Genomic DNA, 22,189 nt, shown 5'->3' on the forward strand with positions numbered 1-22,189 from the left:
AAGGAATGGCCCAGAGGCAGGGTGGGCAGGGGCAAGAGACCAGGAATGATGCGCCGGTTCACCCACCATTGCCGCCCTCCGCAGCACCAGGTGTGTTCACAGGCCGGTCTCCGGGCTTATGAGCGGATGCCGAAGCATCCCGGATAACCGCCTTCCCATGCCGATGGCACAGTGGCGTCGTGGCTATCCGTGGGAGGTTATGGAACTCCCGGACTCAATTACCGTTGCGGGGGCAGCGTCGGACTTGCCTGTTGAGGGCGCACCGACTTCCCGTTTCACCCGAAGTAGGCTTCGGGATACCTGAAAACAGGGCAACAGGCTAGCAACCCGACCTGTGCTGGTCAACGACATTCATCAGGTGTTGCAGGGTTCGCTCCAGCCGCTCCCACTCGAAAACGTCGCCGGGCAGGCCGATACGCAGCGCCGGCGGGTTGTCGAAATAGCGAACCAGGATACCGCGACCGGCCAGGAAATCCGCCATGATCTGCGCCTTCGGATGTTCCAGGTAGCGGAACAGGATGGTTCCCCGGGTGGCGGGCAGGCCAGCCTCCTGCAGTAACCGGTCGAGCCGTTCACTGTCCGCCTGCAGTCGCTCCGCCGTCCGCTGTTGCCAGAGGGTATCCTTGAGGGCCCGGGCCATGATGTAACGGGCCGGTGAACTCAGCGACCAGGGCCCCAGCCGGGCCGCCAGGGCGCCGGTGATCGCCGGTTCCGCGAAGACCGCCCCCGCACGCACCCCGGCCAGTCCGAAGAACTTGCCCAGGGATTGCAGCACCACCAACCCCGGCGCGGAGGACATGGGCACCAGGCTGATGCCCCGATAGCTGGTGGCAAAGGCCTCATCCACCACCAGCCAGCCGTCGCGGCCCACCAGATCGGCATGCCAGTCCAGCAACCGTTCCCGGGAGATTGTCATGCCGGTGGGGTTATTGGGGTTGATCCATACCATCACGTCCAGCTCACGCAGCCAGTCATCACCGGCTTCCACCTGCGCCAGACCCACGGGCACCACCTGGTGTCCGGCCAGGGCCCAGCAGCGGGCGTGTTCCTCGAATCCGGGGGCGGGCACGCCCACCCGGCAGGGGGAGCGCAGCAACGGCAGGGCCTGGATGGCCGCCTGACTGCCAGGCACCGGCAGACAGCCGGCATTGCCGGGGGCCCGGCTCCAGCCACGCAGCACGCTATCCAGGCCGTCGTCGTCCTCGGGAAGCTGACGCCACAGGTGATCCGGCAACGGCGGCACCTTCCAGCCCTGCCGGTTGATGCCGGTGGACAGGTCCAGCCAGTGGTCCAGTGGAATACCCCAGCGACGGGCCGCCTCGATCAGACGCCCGCCATGGGTGGATATCGCGCTCATCCGTTACCTCCCGTGAACATCATGGCACCGAATCCCAGCAGCGCCACCCAGAGCCAGGCGCCCCGGGTGACCAGCGCCAGTGCCCCACGAATCGAACCGGCGGTGGCCGCCCTGCCGGCCCCCAGTATCGGGCGCGGGCGAAGCCGGTCACCGTAGGGCGCCGGACCACCCAGGGTAATATTGAGAGCGCCGGCGCCCGCCGCCATCACCGGCCCGGCATTGGGGCTCTCCCAGGCACCGGCCTGGGTCCGCCAGCACCGCAGGGCCTGGCGGGTATCCCCCAGCAGGGCATAGGTCAACGCGGTCAGCCTTGCCGGCACCCAGTTCATGACATCGTCCAGGCGGGCCGCCACCCGTCCAAAGGTCAGGAACCGTTCATTGCGGTAGCCCCACATGGCATCCAGGGTGTTCACCATGCGATGCAGCACCACCCCGGGCAGCCCGGCCAGCAGGAACCAGAACAGGCTGGCGAAGACGGCGTCGGCACCGTTCTCCAGCATGGATTCGGTGGCGGCGGTGGCTACGCCCTGTTCATCCAGCCGCCGGGCATTGCGGCTGACAATACCGCCCACTGCCTGGCGCGCACCGTCCAGGTCGTGGCGCTCCAGTGGTGCCACCACGGCCAGCCCGTGCTCCCGCAGCCCCCGCAGGGACAGGGCGAGCCACAACCCGACCGCCTCCAGCACCGGCACCAGCCACGACGGGGCCAGGCAGACCATCAGCCAGGCAATCAGGGTCAGGGGAACGATCAGCACCGTCACTGCCAGCAACCCCCGCCAGAAACCGGCGCCGGGGTTCCTGTTAAGGCGCCATTCCAGCCGGGACGCCAGGGTGCCAAAGCCCACCACCGGGTGCCAGCGACGGGGCTCGCCCAGCACCTGGTCCAACAGCAGCGCCACCGCACACACCAGCGCCGGCTCGATCATCCCGTTCAATCGCCTGATTCCCCGTATCTATATAAAGAGTCCATAAAAGAGTCACAGTCTACGTCAGGCGGAGGCCTTCTTGACACTGACCGGCGCACATCCGACCATTTTCACCCCTGATCAATGACGGACGACCACCATGACCCTGCCTCCTGCCTGGACCACGCCACCCCCGCAACCGGACACCGGGGCCCGCGACCGGGGCCTGCAGCGGCAGGCGGTGCTGACCAAGCCTCCCGGCTCACTGGGACAGCTGGAGTCCCTGGCGGTGACACTCTGCGCCCTGCAGGGGAGCGACCGGCCAGAGATGGACGGCATTGCCATCACCGTATTTGCCGCCGACCACGGTGTCTGTGAAGAAGGCATCTCCGCCTTTCCCCAGGCGGTAACGGCACAGATGGTGGCCAACTTCGCCGGTGGCGGCGCGGCCATCAGCGTGCTGGCCAGGGAACTGCGCGCCAGCCTGGACGTGGTCAACCTGGGCACGGTCAATCCGCTGCAAGGCCCGTTGGATGGCGTACGCAACCAGCCCATCGCCCCGGGCACCGCCAACCTGGCCCGGGAGCCCGCCATGACGAATGCCCAGGTAATGGCCGCCCTGGCTGCGGGAGATGACGCTGCCGGGCGGGCTTCGGACGCTGGGGCCCACCTGTTTATCGGCGGCGACATGGGCATCGGTAACACCACCTCCGCCGCGGCCCTGGCCTGCGCCTTACTGGACGAGGCCCCACAGCACCTGGTCGGGCCAGGCACCGGCCTGGACGCACAGGGACTGAGCCACAAGGCCGAGGTGGTCACCCGCGCCCTGGCCCGCCATGGCCAGGATCGCGATCCGCTGGCGGTACTCCGATCCCTGGGCGGCCTGGAGATCGCCGCTCTCACCGGGGCCATCCTGGGCGCCGCGCAACGACGGATTCCGGTACTGGTTGACGGCTTTATCGTGTCCACCGCCGCTCTGGTGGCGGTGCGCCAGCAACCCCGGGTGCGGGACTGGCTGCTGTTCGGCCATCGCTCCGCGGAACCCGGCCACCAACGGGTACTCGATGCCCTGGAGGCCACGCCCCTGCTGGACCTGGGCATGCGCCTGGGGGAAGGCAGTGGCGCCGCCGTCGCCGTGCCCCTGTTACGCTCTGCCTGTGCCCTGCATAACGCCATGGCCACCTTCGACGATGCCGGTGTGAGTAACCGTTCATGACCACAACCCTGATTGACCTGATCCGCCACGGCGAGCCGGAGGGTGGTCCCATGTTCCGTGGCCAGACCGACCACCCCCTGAGTGAGACCGGGTGGCGCCAGATGCGCGGGGCGTTGAATGACGGGGAGCACTGGGACGCGATTGTCGCCTCCCCCCTGCTGCGGTGTGCAGTGTTCGCCCGGGAACAGGCGGAGCGCCTCGGGGTTCCCCTTCACACCGAGCCACGCCTGCGGGAGATCGGGTTCGGCGACTGGGAAGGCCACACCACGCCCCAGGTCATGGCCACCTGGGGCGAAGCCCTGCAACGCTTCTGGGACAATCCGGTGGACCATCCACCCCCCGGCGGTGAATCCCTGGCAGCGTTCCGGGCACGGGTGATGGAAGCCTGGCACCACTGGAACCGGCAATTGGCCGGAAAGAGAATACTGATGGTGTGCCATGGCGGGGTTATCCGCATGATACTCGCGGACATCCTGGAAACACCCCTGGACGCCGCCTTCCGCACAGTGGCGGTGCCCTATGCCAGCCGCAGCCGCATCCGGCTGGACGAGTCACCCCACGGCCGGTTGGCCTGTCTGCTCAGCCACGGATCGCTCGATAACCCTATCACTTGAGGGGCAGCTCCAGCCCGGCGACACTCATGATCACCCGGTCGCAACGGCTGGCCAGGTCCTGGTTGAGCCACCCCAGCTCATCGGCAAAGCGCCGGGTGAGCGAATCCATGCCGATGATACCCAGCCCCACTTCGTTACTGACTATCACCACCGGGCCCGGGTAGCCCGCCAGGGCATCCAGGAAGGCCCGGCGATGGCCGGCAAACCGGTGTTGCGGCTCCTGCAGCAGGTTGTTCATCCAAAGGCTCATACAGTCAATGAGCAGTCCGGGGGCGGGCTGCCGTTCTCCCGGGGCCTGCAGCACCGCCGCCAGGTCCACCGGCTCCTCCACCAGTCCCCAGTCGTCAGGCCGCTGCTGCTGGTGCCGGGCAATGCGGTCCGCCATCTCGTCATCACCCGCGGTGGCGGTTGCCAGATAGACCACCGGCACCCCGGCCTGGCCCGCCAGCCGTTCCGCCAGCCGTTCCGCCAGCGCTGACTTGCCGGATCTGACACCCCCAAGCACCAGTGTCTTATTGGCCAAATTGCTCATTCGCAGCTCCCCATGGTGTCCTGCTATATTGCGTAAAGTAGCCTTGGCATGCCAGGCAGTCTTATGAAAACCCGTTCGTCAGTACAGGATTACAGGCCCGACAATGCAAGCGGAACTGATCGACATCCGGAATCACATGCAGCAGCATGCCCCCTTCGACGAGCTGCCCGAGTCCGTGCTGGACGACATCGCCGGCAGCATCGAAATTGCCTACTTCCGCGCCGGCTCCCGGATTCTGGAACTGGGCCAGCAGAACACCGACCTGCACTACATCCGCAGCGGGGCGGTTGAACTTTACCGGCGCTCGGGAGAACTCTACAACCGGCTCGGGGAGGGCGAGATTTTTGCCCATACCGGCCTGCTTATGGGCATGCAGGTCCGGTTTCCCGCCACCGCGATCGAGGACACCCTGATTTACCTGATCCCCAAGCCGGTGTTCCAGCAGCTGTTCAACACCCAGGATGGGTTTGCCGACTATGTGGAAGTCGAGGACCAGAGCCGCCTGCGGGCTGCCATGAACCGGTCACAGCAGGGCAATGAGCTGATGACCTCGCGGGTATCCCGGCTGATCAACCGGGAACCGGTCATGGCCGCCTCCACCGTCCGCCTGCAGGAAGCCGCCCACATCATGACCCGGGAGCGCGTGTCGGCGCTGCCACTGGTGGAAGGCAGCGGCGAGCATGAGGGAGACCTGGTGGGCATCATCACCGACCGGGACCTGCGTACCCGTGCCGTGGCCGATGCCCTGCCCTCGGAAACGCCCGTCGCCGACATCATGTCCCGGGAGCTGATCACCATTCGTGCCGATGCCTATATTTTCGAGGCCATGCTGATGATGCTGCACAACAATGTGCACCACCTGCCGGTGATGGAGAACGGCAAACCCCGGGGTGTCATCGCCCTGTCGGACATCATGAAGTACGAGTCCCAGAACAGCCTGTACGTGGTCAGCAACATCTATCGCCAGCAGGATGTGGAGGGGCTGAAGGCCGTCAGCAAGGATGTGAAGGCCAGCTTCATCCGCATGGTCCACGAGGACGCCAACTCCCACATGATTGGTAGCGCCATGGCCGGTATCGGTCGCAGCTTCACCCAACGCCTGCTGGAACTGGGGGAGGAAAAACTGGGACCACCGCCGGTGCCTTACTGCTTTCTGGCGCTGGGCTCCATGGCCCGGGATGAACAGTTGATCGTCACCGACCAGGACAACGCCATGGTGCTGGATGACAGTTTCGACCCCAAACAGCATGACGAGTATTTCCTCGCCCTGGCCAAGTTTGTCAGCGATGGCCTGGCGCAATGCGGCTATGCCTATTGCACCGGCGATATCATGGCAACCAACAAACAGTGGCGCCAGCCGCTGTCGGTCTGGAAGGACTATTTCACCGACTGGATCGAGAACCCCAAGGCGGAGGCCCTGCTGAACAGCAACATTTTCTTTGACCTGGACGGGGTACACGGTGAAATGAGCTACGCCAAGGCACTGCAGGACCTGATTGCCACCAAGGCCCAGAACAGTCAGCGCTTCCTGGCAATGATGGCCCGTAACGCCATTAACCGCACGCCACCACTGGGCTTTTTCCGTCAGTTCATGCTTGAAGAGGGCGGCAGGCAGCGCAAGACCTTCAACCTCAAGCGCCGGGGCACGGCGCCGGTCTCTGACCTTATCCGGGTTCACGCCCTGGCCTGCGGCTCCCGCCGGCAAAACTCCTTCACCCGGCTTGGCGACATCGCCAGGACACGACTGTTGCCGGACGACGGTGTCGGCAACCTGCGGGATGCCCTGGAATTCATTGCCATTGTGCGTATCCGCCACCAGGCCCTGGCCATGGAAGACGGCCGTGAACCGGACAACAACGTGCGCCCGGAAGACCTGTCGCCGTTCGAACGCAGCCACCTGAAGGACGCCTTCCAGATTGTCAGCCAGGCACAGAAATTCCTCCGCTACCGCTACAACGCCAACATGCCCCGCTAGGCCCTTTCGTGTACCCGGCCGGACACCCGATAACAGGAGGACCATGAACAGGCAGGAAAGCGAACACAGTACGGACGACCTTGCCAGCACGGACTGGCCGGACCGGATGGCGGCACTGGCCGCGGACACCCGTGACCCGCACCTGAAGACCTATTACGAGGCAGGCTGCGTGGCGCCGGCCACGCCCATGTCGGATGTGCCGATGGCGGCCCTGGACTTTGAGACCACCGGCCTGGACCCGGATGAGCACTCTATTGTCAGTGTTGGCCTGGTGCCCTTCACCCTGAACCGGATCCACCTGTCGGGGGCCCGGCACTGGGTGGTCCGACCGCCACTGCCGCTGCACCGGGAATCCGTGACCATCCACGGCATCACCCATTCCGACATTGAGCACGCACCGGACTTCGGGGAGATACTGTCCGAGCTGCTGCCAGCCCTGGCGGGCCGGATCGTGGTGGTGCACTACCGCGCCATCGAGCGCCCCTTCTTCGACGTGGCCATGCGATGGCGTCTGCAGGAGGGAATCCAGTTCCCGGTTATCGATACCATGGCCATCGAGGCCCACCTGAACCCGAACCGCAACCCCACCCGCTGGCAGCAGATACTGGGAAAGAAGCCGGTGTCCATCCGCCTGCCAGACAGCCGGCTGCGTTATCACCTGCCCCACTATCCCGGCCATAATGCCCTGATAGATGCCATTGCCACCGCCGAGCTGCTTCAGGCGCAGATCCGCTATCACTTCTCGCCGGAAACACCGGTCAAGGACCTCTGGCTGTAACCGGGCCTACTCTTCCCGTACCCGGTCGATATACTCGCCATAGCCGGCTGCTTCCATCTCATCCAGGGGAATGAACGCCATGGCGGCGGAGTTCATGCAGTAACGCAGACCAGTGGGCGGCGGACCGTCACTGAACACGTGACCCACATGGGAGTCGGCATGGACGCTACGGATTTCGGTACGGGTCATCCACAGGGTGTTGTCCTCTTTCTCCACCACGGCATCCGGTGTGATAGGCCGCGTGAAGCTGGGCCAACCGGTGCCCGACTTGTACTTGTCCCGCGAGGAGAACAGCGGCTCGCCGGAGATGATATCCACGTACAGGCCCGGCTCCTTGTTGTCCCAGTAGGTATTGTCGAAGGCCCGTTCGGTGCCGTCTTCCCGGGTGACCTCGTACTGCAGGTCGGTCAGTTTTTCCCGCAGGGTGTCGTCGTCCGGCAGGGTGAAGGTTTCCGGGTCAAAACCGGGGCCGGTAACAATCCGGCTGGCTGCCGCCGAACCACCCGCACTGTTACTGGCGCTGTCCGCGCCCGGCTGGAAGCGGGAGAAATCCAGGTCCTGCTCCTCTTCCGTCCAGTACTCATCAATGAACTGGAAGCGACCGCTGTTGAAGGTGTACACCTTGTAGCGGATCGGATTCTTCTTGTAATAGTCCTGGTGGTAGTCCTCGGCCTCGTAGAACCGGTCCAGTTCGGTGATTTCGATCACCACCGGCTTGTCATAACGCCCGGAGTCCGCCAGGGCCTGTTTGGAGGCCTCCGCCAGCCGTTGCTGTTCCTCGTCGTGGTAGAAGATGGCCGGGCGGTACTGTTTACCACGGTCCACAAACTGGCCGTCGGCGTCGGTGGGGTCCATAAAACGCCAGAAGCCTTCCAGCAGCCCTTCATAGGTCATCTCGTCCGGATCGTAGTAGACCTGGACCGCTTCGGTATGGCCGGTGCGACCGGAGGACACCTGCTCATAGGTGGGTGAGGGTTCGCTGCCGCCGGCATAGCCGGAAACCGCCTCCACCACACCGGGAATCTTCTCAAAGCCCGCCTCCACACACCAGAAGCAGCCACCGGCAAAGGTAGCCACGGCCAGGTCGGGGTCATCCGGGGCATGGGCGGAGTCGTTGCCCCGCTGGGCCAGGACCGCGGATGACACGGCCGCCAGTGCCAGCGGTACCGCAACCAGGGTGGCTAGTATAATGCGTTTCATCTTAATGCCTCCTTAACAATGACCCTGCTGGTATCCACTCTGGTTAATGAATTAACCAGGCGAGGTATTAGTATGAGGGCCAGCCCTAACGCCTTGTTCCCGGAGTTGTTACGAATTCATAACGATGAACGATGACTCTCGTACCGGCGGCGGGCATGTCACTGACCTGGGAGTCTACGCGGCAACACGATCCGGAATTCGGCACCACCACCGGCACGGTTACCGGCCCGGATATCCCCCTTTTGCAGGGTCATGATGCGCCGGGCAATGGCCAGACCCAGTCCGGCATGGAGTCCTTCGCCCCGGGCGGCTTCCTGGTTGCCCCGGAAGAAGGGGTCGAAGACGTGGGGCAGATCCCGCTCCGGAATACCCGGGCCGGTGTCACGCACGGCCACCGCCGGCAGGTTGCCACCGGCCAGGGCCAGTTCCACGGTGCCCCCTTCCGGGCTGTAGGCCAGGGCATTGCCGATCAGGTTGTCCAGCACACGCTCGGTCATGGCCACGTCACCAATGGCCAGGGGCATCGCCGGATCACCGGTGACGGTCAGGGTGACATCACGGCGTGCGGCTTCCTGCTGGTGTTTCTGGACCACATCATGGACCAGCTCCGCCAGGGCGAAGGGTTCCGCCTCCGGCTGTCGTTCACAGGCTTCCAGGGAGGCCAGTTCGAACAGTTCGTCCACCAGCCGGCCCAGGCGACGGCTTTCCCGCAGGGCGATATCCAGGAAGGCTTCGCGCTCCTCCGGGGTCAGACGTTCGGAACGCAGGCGCAGGCTCTCGATGTAGCCCTGCATGGACGCCAGCGGCGTACGCAGGTCGTGGGATACCTGGGCCACCAGCCGCCGTCGCTGGGCGTCCTTGTCCTGGAGTTGCCGGATCTGGGAGGTGATGCGGCTGGCCATGTCGTCGAAGGTGGCCCCCAGGTAGTCGATCTCGTCCCGGATCACCGGTCGCTGCTGGCGCCAGGTTTTCCTCGGCTCCCGGCTCATATCGCTGTGCTCGAACTCCGCCACCAGCCCGGTCAGACGGGTCAGGCGCCGGGTCAGCAGGCGGAAGATGGCCAGCCCCGCCAGCAGTACCACCACCAGGCTCACCCCCATGGCCCAGGCGGCCATCTCCATATAATGGCCACTGCGGGCCATGGCCTCGGCGGCGTCGTATTCCTCGCCCCGGAGCACCACGTACAGGTAGCCTTCCCGCCGTTCCTCGGAGGGCACCGGGGTGACGGAGAATACCTTGCGGCGGTCGTGGCTGCGGGGGTCGTCACCCAGTACCGGGTATTCCGCCATGTCACCGAGCAGCCGGTGGATGGGGTCCAGGGACACCCGGTTACGCTTGATCTTGCTGGGGTCGGCGGAGTAGGACAGGATGCGGCCATCGGTATCCAGCAGGTAGATCTCGATGCTGGGATTGATGGTCATGTAGAGCTCGAACAGGGCTTTCAGCGCCTGCTGGTCCAGCTCACCGTCGGCCACCAGGTTACGGTCCGCCACCAGCCGTTTGGCCAGGTCCCGGTTCAGCTCCTGGTCCAGGGAGGCGTTGTACTGTTTCAGGGAGGCCAGACCCAACAGGGTGAACAACACCCCCACCGCCAGCAGCAGCAGGAAGAGGCCAAGGGAGAGCCGGGCAAACAGACTATTGCGCATCATTCAATCCCGCAGCCGGTAACCGACGCCCCAGACGGTTTCCACGAACTCGGGGTGGGCGGGGTCGCGCTCAATCTTGCCGCGCAGGCGGTTGATGTGGGTATTGACGGTATGTTCATAGCCGTCGTGGTTATAGCCCCAGACGGCATCCAGCAACTGGCTGCGGCTGAACACCCGGCCCGGGTTGGCGGCGAAATGCCAGAGCAGGTCGAATTCCCGGGCGGTCAGGTCGATGGCCTCGCCATGGACGTCCACCCGTCGCCGGGCCGGGTCGATCCGGAGGCCGCCACGCACGATTTCCTCGTCCGGTCCGGCGGAGGCGTCCCGTTTCGACATCGCGTCCACGCGGCGAAACAGTGCCTTCACCCGGGCGGCCAGCTCGGCCACGCTGAAGGGCTTGGTGAGGTAGTCATCGGCACCCATTTCCAGGCCCAGCACCCGGTCCAGCTCGGTGCTCTTGGCGGTGAGCATCAGCACCGGCACATAGTCGGTACCGGCCCTGATTTCACGGCACACCGTCAGCCCGTCCAGGCCGGGCAGCATCAGGTCGAGGATAACCAGGTCCACCCCACCCTCCCGGAAACGCTCCAGGCCGGTGTCGCCCCGGTCCGCCAGCACCGGATGCATGCCCAGGTCCTGGATATGCATCCGCACCAGCTCGGCAATGCCGGGACTATCCTCGATGATCAGTACCGTACGGCTCAAGTGTCGCTCCGTTATTGGTCGTCCATGGAGTCTTCCATCATGGCATCGTCGTCCATGGAAGTCTTGCCATGGTCGTCGTCCATCATGCTGTCATCAGACATGGCGTCGTCCTTTTTCATCATGTCGTCGCCATGGTCGTTGCCCATCATGCCGTCGTCGTTCATGGTTTCGTCATGCATGGCCTTGTCGTCCATCATGTCGTCACCCATGGCGTCTTTTTCCATGTCGCCCGCCAGGGCATGGGTGGACAGGGTGGCCAGCAGCAGGGTGAAGGTCAGTGCGAGGGTTTTCATGGTGCTCTCCTTGAGGTCAGGGTGGTGAATCAGGCGTTTGCCCGTTTCGACAACCGAGTATGGAGAGACCCCGTCACGGCTTCCTCACAGTCGATTAAACAGTGTGTCCGTGTTTTATCACAAATGTATCACGCCAGAGGAAAGCATCACGCCAGCCCCGGGGGTGGAAGCTGGCGTGATGTTCCGGCATTACCGTTCAGGGATTGCCGGCGTGGGGCACCGACACCCGGGCGGTGTAGAGGGCGGCTTCCTCAGCCTGCTTGCGACGCTTGGCGGAGGAGTCCGGGGCGCAGCACATCAGCAGTGTTCGGCCATCGGTGTCCCCCAGCATGCAGGCAAAGACGCCCAGGCCGTCCGGGGCCTTGATCTCGTCGGTGATCTCCCCGCCTTCCGCCACACGGATGCAGCGCTGGTTGAAGGCGTCGGCGATCCAGATCTGGCCCTCGGCGTCCATACCGCAACCGTCCGGGCCGATACTGAGCTGCTTGAGCATATCGGCACGGGGGCCGGGTGAAGGCCGCGAGCCGAATTCCGCCCAGTCACGACGGTCATACAACTCGCCATCGTCGGCAATGGTGAAGGCCGTCATGCGGTTGCCGAAAGTCTCACCCACCACCAGGGTCTTCTGGTCAGGCGTGATCACCATGCCGTTGGGGAAGTAGAGATCCTCCGCCGCGACGCTGAGCTTGCCGTCGGGGGCAATCCGCACCAGTTTGGCCGGTTCCAGGTCGGCGCCGGCCATCAGGTCAAAACCGAAGTTACCGACCCAGACATTGCCATCGTTGGCCACCACCAGGTCATTGACATGACCGGTGGCATAGCCGGACAGGTCGGCGTATTCCGATACCGCCCCATCCGGCGTCCGGCGCATGACCTTCCGGTCCACCATGGAGACATAGAGCAGCGAGTCGTCCGGCAGCCAGCCCAGGCCGGATGGCTGCTGGGGCACATCCGCCACTTTCTCCACCAGGCCGTCCATGGTCACCGTGTAGATGGCATGACGGTAGAAATCCGATACCCACCAGCGGTCATCCCGCCAGCGGGGGCCCTCGAAAAAGCGGCCACCGTCAGTGAGCAGGTTTACGTCTGCCATGGTTCCATCTCCCTTAGAGGCTGCCCATCAGGCGACCACGGATAATCTCGTCCGCCTCGCTCATGATGCGGTTGATCAGTTCCTCACAGGATGGCACATCATGGATCAGGCCGGCTACCATACCGCAGCTCCAGGCGGCTTCGTCCATCTTGCCTTCGTGCAGCACCATCTTGCCCTTGGCGCCGGTGACCAGGTGGCGGATATCGTCGATCTGGGTGTCGGCACCCTTCTCGTTTTCGATGCGAAGGATCTCATCGACGGCGGCGTTCTTCATCACACGCTCGGTGTTACGCAGCGGGCGCATCACCAGGCGGGTCTGCAGCTCATCGGACTCGACGATGGTTTCCTTGACGCGATCGTGGACCGGGGCCTCCCGGGTGGCCAGGAAACGGGTGCCCATGTTCATGCCGTCGGCCCCCAGGGCCATTGCCGCCACCAGGCTGCGGGCATCGGCCATACCACCGGAGGCGACGAACGGAATCTCCAGTTCCTCGGCCGCCCGGGGCAGCAGGATGAAGTTGGGGATGTCGTCCTCGCCCGGATGACCGCCGCACTCGAAACCGTCGACACTCACCGCGTCACAGCCGATCTTCTGGGCTTTGAGGGCATGGCGCACGGAGGTGCACTTGTGGATGACCTTGATGCCGTGCTCTTTAAGCAGAGGCATATACTTCTCCGGGCTGCGACCGGCGGTTTCAACGATCTTCACGCCGCCGTCGATAATGGCCTGGATGTATTCCGGATAGGGGGGTTCCTTGAAGGACGGCAGGAACGTCAGGTTGACGCCGAAGGGCTTGTCGGTCATTTCCTTGCAACGGGCGATTTCCTTCGCCAGATCTTCCGGGGTGGGCTGGGTCAGCGCAGTGAGGATGCCCAGGCCGCCGGCATTGGAGACGGCGGCCGCCAGCTCCGCGTAGCCGACCCAGTGCATGCCGCCCTGGATGATCGGATGCTCGATGCCAAAGAGTTCAGTGATTCTTGTCTTCATGGAACGCCCCTGTTACGAAAAGTCGTGGGTGGGTTTTCTGTTTAACGAAATGGCGTTCCATTATTCATCAGGAAACGGTGATTTACAAAAAAGGGGCGCCCGAAGGCGCCCCCTGATCTGGACCGCCGGCTTACAGGTCATTCCAGAATCCGCATTTGTGGCGGGTTGAGAAGTCATTCACCGCCAGGTTGCCGATCTGCGCCGGGTCCAGTTCCAGCATGTTGCTGTTGGCCTGGACGTTCTCCCACATCACCCCGGTACCGTCGCTGGTGTTGGGATCACCGTTGGTGGCGAAGGACGCCCAGTAGGCGGTCATGGCGTCTGCCAGATCCAGTGAGGCTTCATCGGTCATGCCCCTGGCCTCCCGGCTGGCGCGGTTTCCAAACACATACTGGATCTCGAAGGCGTGGGCGGCCCCCAGGTCGAAGGTGTTCCCGGCAGGAATAATGGAAGGCGCATCCCGGTCCGTGAATTCGTAGGCATACACCATCTCACCGCCGGCAGCCAACTGCTGCAACTGGGGCACGGACGGGCAGGCAAAGCGGATGTCGGTATTGATGGCGCTGACAGCGATGCTGACATTGTCGTAGTCCGCCGTGTCGTACTCGGCCACCACCGCATCGGCGTCGTCCTCACCCACCAGGGCGACCACTTCGTCCCGGTAGTCCTCCTCCTTGAGCATGGCCTGGGCTGCGGCATCCTCCGGGGTGGCTCCACCCTCGATCAGCGCGCCGATCCGGGTGAGTTCGGCAATACCCACGAACAGCCGGCCTTCATCCAGGTTGCTGCCTGCGATCACCGGAACCTTGTTGTAATCCCCATCGGCCAGGGAGGTCTTTACATCCTTCGGCAGGATGTCCGAGCGCAGGCTTGGCACATAGCTCAGCCCCGCCGCCTGCTGGGCCTCGAGGATAGTCTGGGCGTCCAGGTCGCGGATGCAGTCGATGTCACCGCACCCCAACCCATCGTAGAAAGTGTCTCCGGCAGCCTGCATCGTCGCCTGGGTGGGCTGGTCTATCTGACCAATATAGGCACCACTCTGGATAATGGCCCTGTGGAAAAGATCCCCAGAAGCGGGGGAGGCAATATGGGTCAGCACACTGGCACCACCAGCGGACTCGCCGAAAATGGTGACGTTGCCCGGGTCACCCCCAAAGTTGGCGATGTTGTCCTGCACCCATTGCAGGGCCAGTTGCTGGTCCATGATGCCGTAGCTGCCGGACGGGCCATCCAGGTCCGGGTGGGACAGGAACCCCAGCACGCCCATGCGATAGTTCACGGTGACCACCACCACATCATGCTTGAGCAGCCCGGATGGTGTATAGCTGTCACCGCCGGACCCGGTCTCGAAGGAGCCGCCGTGGATCCAGACCATCACCGGTCTGCCCTCGGCCTCTTCCGGGGTATAAACGTTCAGGTAGAGACAGTCCTCGGTGGACTCGGATGCACCGAAGGTACTGGCAGGCTGGATACAGCTCCCACCGAACTCGTCCGCCACCAGTGTGTCGTCCCAGGGCTCGGCGGGCACCGGATCCGCATAGCGCAGATCGCCAACCGGAGGCTGTGCGTAGGGGATGCCGCGGAAAGCCAGGCCATAGCTCTCCCTGACGCCTTCCACCTGGCCCTGCTGGGTTTCGCGAACGTTGGCCGGACGCTCATTGTCGGTGTCGTTGTCAGAGCCCGAGGAAGAGCCGCCACAGCCCGTGAGCAGTGCCAAGCCAAGAAAAGCCCCGAACGCCAGCGGCCAGGCCCTGTTTCGTATGGATATCATGTTAATGCCTCATTGTTATTGTTTCGGAAGGATCCGTTCATTCGTCATTGCCCTAATAAAGCGAGCATTCGCTTTATTAGGTATGCACAGAGAGGGTAATCCCGTAGCCGGTAGCTGTCTGGAGCAGGAAGTTCCAATGTGAGGCGTCAGGTGAGACTGAAGTTTTGTTCAGTGGATTATCCGTGGGCACACAAGCCGGCCCGGGGAAAGCGACCTTGCGTCATTCCCCGGGCTGGGCCGCACGATCAGGGCGCTACGATGGGAGGATTGTCCCAGTAGTCACAGTTGTGGGCGTCCTGGGCGGCACTGGCATTCACCAGGGCATCGTTACCCAGGGTGGACGGTTCCAGCGCCATCAGTTCGCCACTGGTGCCGAAGGTCGGCCAGGTGGCCGTGCCATCGCTGGCGCTCGGATCGCCATTGCGGGCGAACTGGACCCAGTACTGGATCATCTGTTCGGATAGGGCGATCTGGGCATCGGTAGCATCCCGGGCACGCATGGTGTCTTCGGAGTTCAGCACGTACTGGATTTCAAGAGCGTGGGCGGCGCCCAGGTCGAAGCTCAGGCCGGCGGTAAGCTCGGGACCGAACAGACTCGGCGCATCCTGATCTGTAAACCAGTAACCGAAGGCGCTCACGCCCTGATCCGACAGGCTTTCGATCTGGTCGAACTGGTTGCAGGCGAAACGCCAGGAGGTCTGGATGGAGGCCAGGGCCAGAGTGTACTTCTCATCGCCTGCCGAATCGTCGAAGGCGGGGGTGATCAGTTCGCCACCGCTGCTTGCCGGCGTGGTATCCAGATAATCCTCCGCGATTCTGGCAGCATCCAGCCCCCGGGGGTCTGAAGCCAGCAGCGTGGCCACTTCGGTCCCGTACTCCGCTTCCGTCACCGTGTCCATGGAGCCCGCCACCAATGCAGACACCTCATCCAACGCCAGGAACAGACGACCCTCGTTCAGGTTATTGCCGGTCATGACCGGGATCGTCTGCGGGAAGGCATCGTTATCCAGTGCGTCCTGGATAGAGTACGGCAACATGCCCTCTCCGTATGTCGGGTTGAACCAGAGATCACCCTGGGCATCGAGGATAGCCGATGCGTCGATGCTCCCGTCCCGCAGGCAGGCTGCCACATCGGGCGAGTCATCACAGCCCAGGGCAGCGATAACCGGGTCGCCGATATTGGCTTCACCAAAGGCCTGGGGAATCTGCGTCGGCTGGTAAGCCCCGCTCTGCACGATGGCCTTGTGGAACAGGCCCTCGGAGCCCGTGCCGGCTCCAGCGGAGACAAGCTGTGACAGCACGCTGTGGCCGCCGGCGGATTCGCCAAAGATGGTTACATTGTCCGGGTTGCCACCAAAGGCTTCGATATTGTCCTGTACCCATTGCAACGCCAGTTGCTGGTCCATCAGACCATACTGACCACTGCCCTCGGGCAGGCCGTCCACCGGCAGGAAACCGAGGATACCCAGGCGGTAGTTCATGGTAACCACCACTACATCCTCCGCCACCAGCCGTGAGGGTTCATAGGAGCTGCCACCGGAACCGGTGATAAAGGCACCACCATGGATCCACACCATCACCGGCAGATCGCTCCCCCTTTCAGGGGTGTAGACATTCAGGAAGAGGCAGTCCTCGTCCAGGCTGTCTTGGAAGCCGTTGAAGGCACTGCCGGACTGGGGACAACTGTTACCAAACGCATCCGCCTCGAGCACTCCGTCCCAGGCATTCGCGGGCTCGGGCGGTGCGAAACGCAGGTTGCCCACCGGCGGTTTGGCATAGGGAATACCCCGGAAGGCAATCATGCCGGACTCCAGGGTACCGTTCACGGCGCCCTGGCTGACCGTGACCTCGGTATCCACCGACCCGATCGGATCGTCATCGGACCCGGAGCCCCCACCGCCACCGCACCCCGCCAACAGTGTCGCCGCCAGCGCAGTACTCAGGGACATCTGCCAGAACCTGTTCTTGTTATACCGTTTCATTGTTCAGTCAGCCTCAATCTGTTGTTCTTGTGGCCTGGCCGGGAATGACCGGACAGGGATGTTTTCGAGGGAGGACCGTTCCCTTCGGGAATCGAAGGGTCGAAAACCTGTACACAGATTAAAGGGAGGCAATGGGGGCTGTCTGGAGCCCCGCGGAGCAAGTGTTGCGGGAGATGGTCAGTCGTGTCACTTCCTTGTGACATGTTCTGCAAATCGCCTCACTGGTCGGAGAGACGCCGCCGCAGGGTGAACGGGGAGAAGTAACGCTTGCCGGGGAAGTCATCCGAGAAGGTACGGGTCTTGTCGGATTCGTTGGTCAGGCCAATCACATGGTAAATGCCCTTGTGAAGGTCATGGTAGGCCTCCAGGTCCGTCCACACGCCCGGCATGTCGTAGAAATTCTTGAGCATGGCGGTGGTGACACGCCAGAGGTTGCCGCTGTCGTCGTACTGGTCAACCACGGCCACGTTCCAGCTATCCTCGTCGATATAGAACACCCGCTTATGGTACAGGTGGCGGGCATCCTCCCGCAGTGTGGCTTCCACCACATGCACCCGGTGCAACTCCCAGCGCATCAGTTCCGGGTTCAGGTGCTGGTCACCAAGCACTTCGTCGTAGGTGTACTCGTCACTGGTGATCTGGAAGTTGTTATAGGGGATGACCATTTCCTCAAGCCCCTTGTACTCCCAGTTGTACCGGTCGAGGGCGCCGTTGAACACGTCGGTATCATCTACCGTACGCAGGCCACCGGAGGACGCAATCGGGGCGTCGTAGGCCAGGCTGGGAGCACGGCGCACGTCACCGGCGCTGAAGCCCCAGGCCTTGCGGGGTTCCTTTACCTGGTCAAGGGTTTCATGCACCAGGATACCGCCGCCGGCGTACTGCTCGGGCGCAATCACCGTGGACAGGTAATAGTTGATGATGTTGTCGAGGGTTTCCGCGCTGCCGCCTTCCCTGTTCCAGTTGAAGAAGACTTCCTGGCGCATGGTTACCGGGCGGAACTGGCCCCCGACCACAACCACTTCGGAATACTCCCGCTCCATGTACCGGCCACGCCACCGGGTCAGGTGGTTCCACATGGCCTGCATGGCCTGCTCTTCGTTGGAGCCATGCAGGATCGGGAACGGATGGCCGCCAAAGGCATCCTGGATACCATTACCGCCATCCACCAGGGAAGCGGAGGTGGCGTTGCTACGGGTATTCTCAATGATGTGCTCGGGCGCGGTATGGGTCCGTCGGGTCGGGAAGACCCGAACCTTGAAGGTTTCCGGGTAACGGTTGATCAGCGCCGCCACACCGTCCGGCAGCACGTCCCGGTACTCTTCGATGTTGTCGATGGTGACCACGTAGCGGGGCTCATCGTCGGGATAGGGGTTGATATGGTGGTCACCGGTTCCCTCGTAACCGTCCGGAATGGTGGTATCACCACCGGTCCAGCGGGGAATGGTGCCTGCCGAGTTACCGGCACGGACAGCACCGAATGGCGTCAGGCTGTTGCCCAGGCGATACGCCTGATTCTGGGTAACAGCGGCCTGGGTGGACGTCACGCTGACCATGGCCAGCAATGATACGCACAGTGCGGGGATCAGGTTTTTTCGCATAGTCTCGTACATCTGGGCAGACCATCTTATTGTTTTGAGAACATAACAGGAGTCCGCCACTCACAGACTCCTGTCGCGCAGGTCTCATGGACGTTATGGGATTTGGTCTCATTCTTTACTATTTTTCATGGCCATGCCACCTCAAAACATGGCGGTTACACGCCGTTACACAGTGGCGAGCAACCTATCACGCTCATTTAACACCAGTTAACAAAGGGGTTTACTCGGACAGCCTTCGGCGCAGGGTGAAGGGAGAAAAGTACCGCTTACCCGGAAACTCGTCCCTGAACACCCGCGAACCCTCGGTTTCGTTGACCAGGCCCTGCACGTGATACCGGCGGACCTTGAGGTCGTGATAGGCGGCAATATCAATCCACACGCCCGGCATATCGTAGAAGTTCTTCAGCATGGCCATGGTCACCCGCCAAAGATTGCCCTCATCATCGTACTGGTCCGCCAGGGCGATGTTCCAGCTATCCTCGTCAATGTAGAACACCCGTTTGTGGTAGAGGTGGCGGGCATCCTCCCGCAGGGTGGCCTCCACCACATGTACCCGGTGCAGTTCCCATCGGGTCAGGTCCGGGTTCAGGTGATGGTCACCAAGTACCTCGTCGTAGCTGTACCGGTCACTGGACAGTTCGTAGTTGTTGTAGGGGATCAGCTTTTCGTGCACCCCCTGGTACTCCCAGTTGTAGCGGTCCAGGGCGCCATTGAAAACATCGGTGTCGTCCACGGTCCGCAGGTTGCCGGATGAGGCAATCGGCGCATCGTAGGCCAGGCTGGGGGCGCGGCGAACCTCACCGGCACTGAAGCCCCAGGCCGTACGGGGCTCTTTGACCTGGTCCAGGGTCTCGTGCACCAGAATACCGCCACCGGCATATTGCTCGGGCGCCAGCACCGTGGACAGGTAGTAGTTGATGATGTTGTCGAGGGTTTCCGCGCTGCCACCTTCCTTGTTCCAGTTGAAGAAGACCTCCTGTCGCATGGTGATGGGGCGGAACTGGCCCTGGACCACCACCACTTCGGCGAATTCCCGCTCGGTATACCGGCCGCGCCAGCGGGTGATGTGATTCCACACCGCCTGCATGGCCTTTTCCTCACTGGAGCCGTGGAGGATCGGGAACGGGTGTCCACCGAACGCGTCCTGCACGCCATTGCCCCCGTCAACCAGGCTGGCGCTGGTGGCATTTCTGCGGGTGTTCTCTGCGATGTGGTCCGGTGCGGTGTGATTCCGGCGGGTGGGAAACACCCGTAGCCTGAAGGTTTCCGGATAGGCCTGCAGCATCGCCGCCGCACCGTCCGGCACCACGTCACGGTACTCCGACAGGTTGTCGGCGGTCACCACATAGCGCGGCTCATCGTCGGGATACGGGTCGATGTGGTGGTCACCGGTTCCCTCATAGCCTTCCGGAATGGTGATATCACCTCCGGTCCAGCGGGGAATGGTGCCGTCGGAATTACCGGCTCGAATGGCGCCAAAGGGGGTCAGGCTATTGCCCAGACGATTGGCCTGGGCCTGGGAAACGGCAGCACTAGCCGTTGGTATCAAGTTTGCCATCAACAACGAAAGACAGAGGGCGGGGATCAGTTTCTTGTACATGGTTTTACATCCCTGGACCAGTATGGATAACAGCAGGAACGCGGGCGCCGCCCCTGCCGGCTAAAGGACATGGTGAATGCAGTGTTGTGGAATGCGGCTCCCCGTCCGACACCAGGCTCTCAAGAAATGACCACAGAAGCCGTTATGCCTGCACAGGCGGTATGTCAGGTTACATTTTGGAACGGCACTCCCGCCACAAACCCGGATAATAAATACACAGTTTTCCCGGCCCGATGTCCTTTTAACCTTGGAGTTTTAACATGAAACTGGTGGAACGACTGCGTATCCGTTCACGTCTATTAATAGCCGTATTGGTTCCTGTGCTGGTAACCGCCGGCGCCGTGGCATGGGTCACCGCTCAGCAGCTCAGTGCCGACGGTGAGGCCGAGGTCGAACGCCTGCGCAGCAACCTGCTGGAAGCTCACAAGACCGGCCTGAAGAATCTCGTTGAAGGTGCACGTGCGCTGATCCGCGAGGAGTACGACGAGCAAGCCTATCCGGAAGCGGAGGCGAAGGAACGAGTCCGGGACAAGCTCCGCTCCATTGTGTTTGGCGATAACAACTACCTTTATGCTTATCGTGACGACTCCTATATGCTGATTTACGCTCCGGACCCCAGCATGGAGGGCCCATCCAAGGAATCGACACCGGCAAGAAAGGCACTGCTGGCCAAGTTGTTTGAAGTGGGCCGGAATGGCGGCGGCTTCTTCCGTTACGAGTTCGACAACCCTGCAACGGCGGAAGAAGTTCCCGAGCCCAAGCTGTCCTATTCCATCACCCTGGACCGCTGGAACTGGGTGATCGGCGCCGGTGTCTACATTACTGATATCGACCATGCCGTGGCGGCCGCGCGGGAAGAAATCAATGCGCAGATTCGCAGTGCCCTGCTGACCATCCTGGGTATCACCTTGGTGATTGTGGTCATTGCCGTAGGCTTCGGCATTTTCATGGGGCGGACCGTTACCGTGCCCCTGCGCAATGTCACTCGCACCATGCAGGATATTGCCGAAGGCGAAGGCGACCTCACCCGCCGCCTGCCGGACGATGGCAACGATGAACTGGCCGAGCTGGGACACCAGTTCAATGCGTTTGTAGGCAAGATTCACAGCACCATTCGCGAAGTGGGCGACACCACCCACCAGGTGGCCTCGGCCGCGGAGGAACTGAGCCGGGTGGCGGAAGAGACCCGCGCCTCGGTGCAGGTCCAGGGTTCAGAGACCGACCAGATCGCCTCCGCCATCAACCAGATGGCCGCCACCATCCACCAGATCTCGAAGAACGCCAACGAGGTGCAGCAGGCCGGGGCGGATGCCGACCGCCTGGCCAAGGATGGCGGCCAGACCATGGCCGGCTCCCAGCAGTCGGTGAACAGCCTGTCCCGGAATATCCTGGAAAGCGCCGAGGCCATCGACGCCCTGGCCTCCCGCAGTGACGAGATCCAGAAGGTGCTGGACGTGATCCACGAAGTCACCGACCAGACCAACCTGCTGGCCCTGAACGCCGCCATCGAGGCCGCCCGGGCCGGCGAGCATGGCCGTGGCTTCGCCGTGGTCGCCGATGAGGTGCGCCAGCTGGCCAAGCGCAGTGGCGAGTCCGCCGGCCAGATCCGCGAGATGATCGATGGCTTTATCCGTGAGTCCCGCAGCGCGGTGGAGCGCATGCGTTCCTCCCAGGGCCTGTCGGAGGAGACTGTGGAGCGTATCAACCACGCCAGTTCGGCCCTGAGCACCATCGAGCAGTCGGTGGAGCACATCCACGATCAGGTGACGCAGATCGCCACGGCCTCCGAGGAGCAGAGCCAGGTGGCCGAGGAGATCAACAAGAACGTGGTGCGCATCGTGGAGGCGGCCCAGAACAGCGACACCGGCGTCACCCAGACCAACGAGGCCAGCCAGGAACTGGCACGACTGGGCGAGCGGCTGCGTGAACTGGT

General features: G+C 62.9%; 18 protein-coding genes and 1 riboswitch. Of the genes, 5 read left to right on the plus strand and 13 right to left on the minus strand.

Going from position 1 to position 22,189, the window contains the following annotated elements:
- Positions 1–84: 84 nt before the first annotated feature.
- A riboswitch (cobalamin riboswitch) is annotated at positions 85–319 on the minus strand.
- Together cobD and cbiB are read right to left on the minus strand one after the other, a co-directional pair.
- On the minus strand, positions 320–1,357 hold the full coding sequence (gene cobD / locus ACJO3T_RS04520; RefSeq protein WP_406977914.1) for a threonine-phosphate decarboxylase CobD: 1,038 nt from the start codon (positions 1,355–1,357) through the stop codon (positions 320–322).
- Positions 1,354–2,283, minus strand: a complete 930-nt coding sequence (gene cbiB, locus ACJO3T_RS04525) for an adenosylcobinamide-phosphate synthase CbiB (RefSeq protein ID WP_406966177.1) — start codon at positions 2,281–2,283, stop codon at positions 1,354–1,356. Before cbiB ends, cobD begins: the two co-directional genes overlap by 4 nt.
- Positions 2,284–2,428: 145 nt before the next feature.
- Between cbiB and cobT the strand changes: the two genes are divergently transcribed.
- Together cobT and ACJO3T_RS04535 are read left to right on the plus strand one after the other, a co-directional pair.
- Positions 2,429–3,478 carry a nicotinate-nucleotide--dimethylbenzimidazole phosphoribosyltransferase gene (cobT, locus tag ACJO3T_RS04530; RefSeq protein WP_406977931.1) on the plus strand — a complete coding sequence of 350 codons (1,050 nt, stop codon included), beginning with the start codon at positions 2,429–2,431 and terminating at the stop codon, positions 3,476–3,478.
- On the plus strand, positions 3,475–4,092 hold the full coding sequence (locus ACJO3T_RS04535; protein WP_406977915.1) for a histidine phosphatase family protein: 618 nt from the start codon (positions 3,475–3,477) through the stop codon (positions 4,090–4,092). The genes cobT and ACJO3T_RS04535 overlap by 4 nt, the downstream gene beginning before the upstream one ends.
- On the opposite strand, the gene cobU is transcribed toward ACJO3T_RS04535, so the two are convergent.
- Complete coding sequence (gene cobU / locus ACJO3T_RS04540) at positions 4,085–4,624, minus strand: bifunctional adenosylcobinamide kinase/adenosylcobinamide-phosphate guanylyltransferase (RefSeq protein WP_406977916.1); 540 nt, start codon at positions 4,622–4,624, stop codon at positions 4,085–4,087. The two genes, ACJO3T_RS04535 and cobU, sit on opposite strands and share 8 nt — an antisense overlap.
- Before the next feature lie 103 nt (positions 4,625–4,727).
- Here cobU and ACJO3T_RS04545 point away from each other — a divergent pair, with 103 nt between their 5' ends.
- On the plus strand, positions 4,728–6,599 hold the full coding sequence (locus ACJO3T_RS04545) for a DUF294 nucleotidyltransferase-like domain-containing protein (RefSeq protein WP_406965845.1): 1,872 nt from the start codon (positions 4,728–4,730) through the stop codon (positions 6,597–6,599).
- A 43-nt stretch (positions 6,600–6,642) separates the two neighbouring features.
- Positions 6,643–7,377, plus strand: coding sequence for a 3'-5' exonuclease (locus tag ACJO3T_RS04550; RefSeq protein ID WP_406977917.1), 735 nt, complete (start codon positions 6,643–6,645; stop codon positions 7,375–7,377).
- 6 nt (positions 7,378–7,383) lie between these two features.
- On the opposite strand, the gene msrA is transcribed toward ACJO3T_RS04550, so the two are convergent.
- The 10 genes from msrA to ACJO3T_RS04600 form a co-directional block, all read right to left on the minus strand.
- A complete protein-coding gene (gene msrA / locus ACJO3T_RS04555) occupies positions 7,384–8,577 on the minus strand; it encodes a peptide-methionine (S)-S-oxide reductase MsrA (RefSeq protein WP_406965842.1) in 1,194 nt (397 codons plus the stop codon).
- Positions 8,578–8,735: 158 nt separating this feature from the next.
- A complete protein-coding gene (locus ACJO3T_RS04560) occupies positions 8,736–10,223 on the minus strand; it encodes a sensor histidine kinase (protein ID WP_406977918.1) in 1,488 nt (495 codons plus the stop codon).
- A gap of 3 nt (positions 10,224–10,226) precedes the next feature.
- Positions 10,227–10,928 (minus strand): winged helix-turn-helix domain-containing protein, encoded by a 702-nt coding sequence (locus ACJO3T_RS04565; RefSeq protein ID WP_406977919.1) that lies wholly within the window; start codon positions 10,926–10,928, stop codon positions 10,227–10,229.
- A gap of 11 nt (positions 10,929–10,939) precedes the next feature.
- A complete protein-coding gene (locus ACJO3T_RS04570) occupies positions 10,940–11,221 on the minus strand; it encodes a hypothetical protein (RefSeq protein ID WP_406977920.1) in 282 nt (93 codons plus the stop codon).
- A gap of 196 nt (positions 11,222–11,417) precedes the next feature.
- A complete protein-coding gene (locus tag ACJO3T_RS04575) occupies positions 11,418–12,314 on the minus strand; it encodes an SMP-30/gluconolactonase/LRE family protein (RefSeq protein WP_406965838.1) in 897 nt (298 codons plus the stop codon).
- A gap of 13 nt (positions 12,315–12,327) precedes the next feature.
- The gene (locus tag ACJO3T_RS04580) at positions 12,328–13,302 is read right to left on the minus strand and encodes an NAD(P)H-dependent flavin oxidoreductase (protein WP_406977921.1); all 975 of its coding nucleotides are present in this window, start codon (positions 13,300–13,302) and stop codon (positions 12,328–12,330) included.
- 130 nt (positions 13,303–13,432) lie between these two features.
- Positions 13,433–15,073 (minus strand): carboxylesterase/lipase family protein, encoded by a 1,641-nt coding sequence (locus ACJO3T_RS04585; protein ID WP_406977922.1) that lies wholly within the window; start codon positions 15,071–15,073, stop codon positions 13,433–13,435.
- Between the two features lie 245 nt (positions 15,074–15,318).
- On the minus strand, positions 15,319–17,022 hold the full coding sequence (locus ACJO3T_RS04590) for a carboxylesterase/lipase family protein (RefSeq protein WP_406977923.1): 1,704 nt from the start codon (positions 17,020–17,022) through the stop codon (positions 15,319–15,321).
- A 251-nt stretch (positions 17,023–17,273) separates the two neighbouring features.
- Positions 17,274–18,656, minus strand: a complete 1,383-nt coding sequence (locus ACJO3T_RS04595) for a DUF1329 domain-containing protein (protein ID WP_406977924.1) — start codon at positions 18,654–18,656, stop codon at positions 17,274–17,276.
- A gap of 220 nt (positions 18,657–18,876) precedes the next feature.
- Positions 18,877–20,256: a DUF1329 domain-containing protein gene (locus ACJO3T_RS04600; protein ID WP_406977925.1), complete on the minus strand. Its 1,380-nt coding sequence runs from the start codon at positions 20,254–20,256 to the stop codon at positions 18,877–18,879.
- Positions 20,257–20,516: 260 nt separating this feature from the next.
- Here ACJO3T_RS04600 and ACJO3T_RS04605 point away from each other — a divergent pair.
- On the plus strand, positions 20,517–22,189 hold a 1,673-nt coding region (locus ACJO3T_RS04605; protein ID WP_406977926.1), incomplete at its 3' end, for a methyl-accepting chemotaxis protein.

It is taken from the genome of Marinobacter shunpengi, assembly GCF_045449715.1.
GTDB lineage: Bacteria > Pseudomonadota > Gammaproteobacteria > Pseudomonadales > Oleiphilaceae > Marinobacter.

Bases quoted from the DNA above. Each gene is read 5' to 3' on its own strand.
- ACJO3T_RS04595 (WP_406977924.1), bottom strand. From the start codon at position 18,656: ATGCGAAAAAACCTGATCCCCGCACTGTGCGTATCATTGCTGGCCATG.
- ACJO3T_RS04600 (WP_406977925.1), bottom strand. From the start codon at position 20,256: ATGTACAAGAAACTGATCCCCGCCCTCTGTCTTTCGTTGTTGATGGCA.
- ACJO3T_RS04545 (WP_406965845.1), top strand. From the start codon at position 4,728: ATGCAAGCGGAACTGATCGACATCCGGAATCACATGCAGCAGCATGCC.
- cobU (WP_406977916.1), bottom strand. From the start codon at position 4,624: ATGAGCAATTTGGCCAATAAGACACTGGTGCTTGGGGGTGTCAGATCC.
- cobD (WP_406977914.1), bottom strand. From the start codon at position 1,357: ATGAGCGCGATATCCACCCATGGCGGGCGTCTGATCGAGGCGGCCCGT.
- ACJO3T_RS04560 (WP_406977918.1), bottom strand. From the start codon at position 10,223: ATGCGCAATAGTCTGTTTGCCCGGCTCTCCCTTGGCCTCTTCCTGCTG.
- ACJO3T_RS04575 (WP_406965838.1), bottom strand. From the start codon at position 12,314: ATGGCAGACGTAAACCTGCTCACTGACGGTGGCCGCTTTTTCGAGGGC.
- ACJO3T_RS04550 (WP_406977917.1), top strand. From the start codon at position 6,643: ATGAACAGGCAGGAAAGCGAACACAGTACGGACGACCTTGCCAGCACG.
- ACJO3T_RS04570 (WP_406977920.1), bottom strand. From the start codon at position 11,221: ATGAAAACCCTCGCACTGACCTTCACCCTGCTGCTGGCCACCCTGTCC.
- ACJO3T_RS04590 (WP_406977923.1), bottom strand. From the start codon at position 17,022: ATGTCCCTGAGTACTGCGCTGGCGGCGACACTGTTGGCGGGGTGCGGT.
- msrA (WP_406965842.1), bottom strand. From the start codon at position 8,577: ATGAAACGCATTATACTAGCCACCCTGGTTGCGGTACCGCTGGCACTG.
- ACJO3T_RS04580 (WP_406977921.1), bottom strand. From the start codon at position 13,302: ATGAAGACAAGAATCACTGAACTCTTTGGCATCGAGCATCCGATCATC.
- ACJO3T_RS04585 (WP_406977922.1), bottom strand. From the start codon at position 15,073: ATGATATCCATACGAAACAGGGCCTGGCCGCTGGCGTTCGGGGCTTTT.
- ACJO3T_RS04535 (WP_406977915.1), top strand. From the start codon at position 3,475: ATGACCACAACCCTGATTGACCTGATCCGCCACGGCGAGCCGGAGGGT.
- cbiB (WP_406966177.1), bottom strand. From the start codon at position 2,283: ATGATCGAGCCGGCGCTGGTGTGTGCGGTGGCGCTGCTGTTGGACCAG.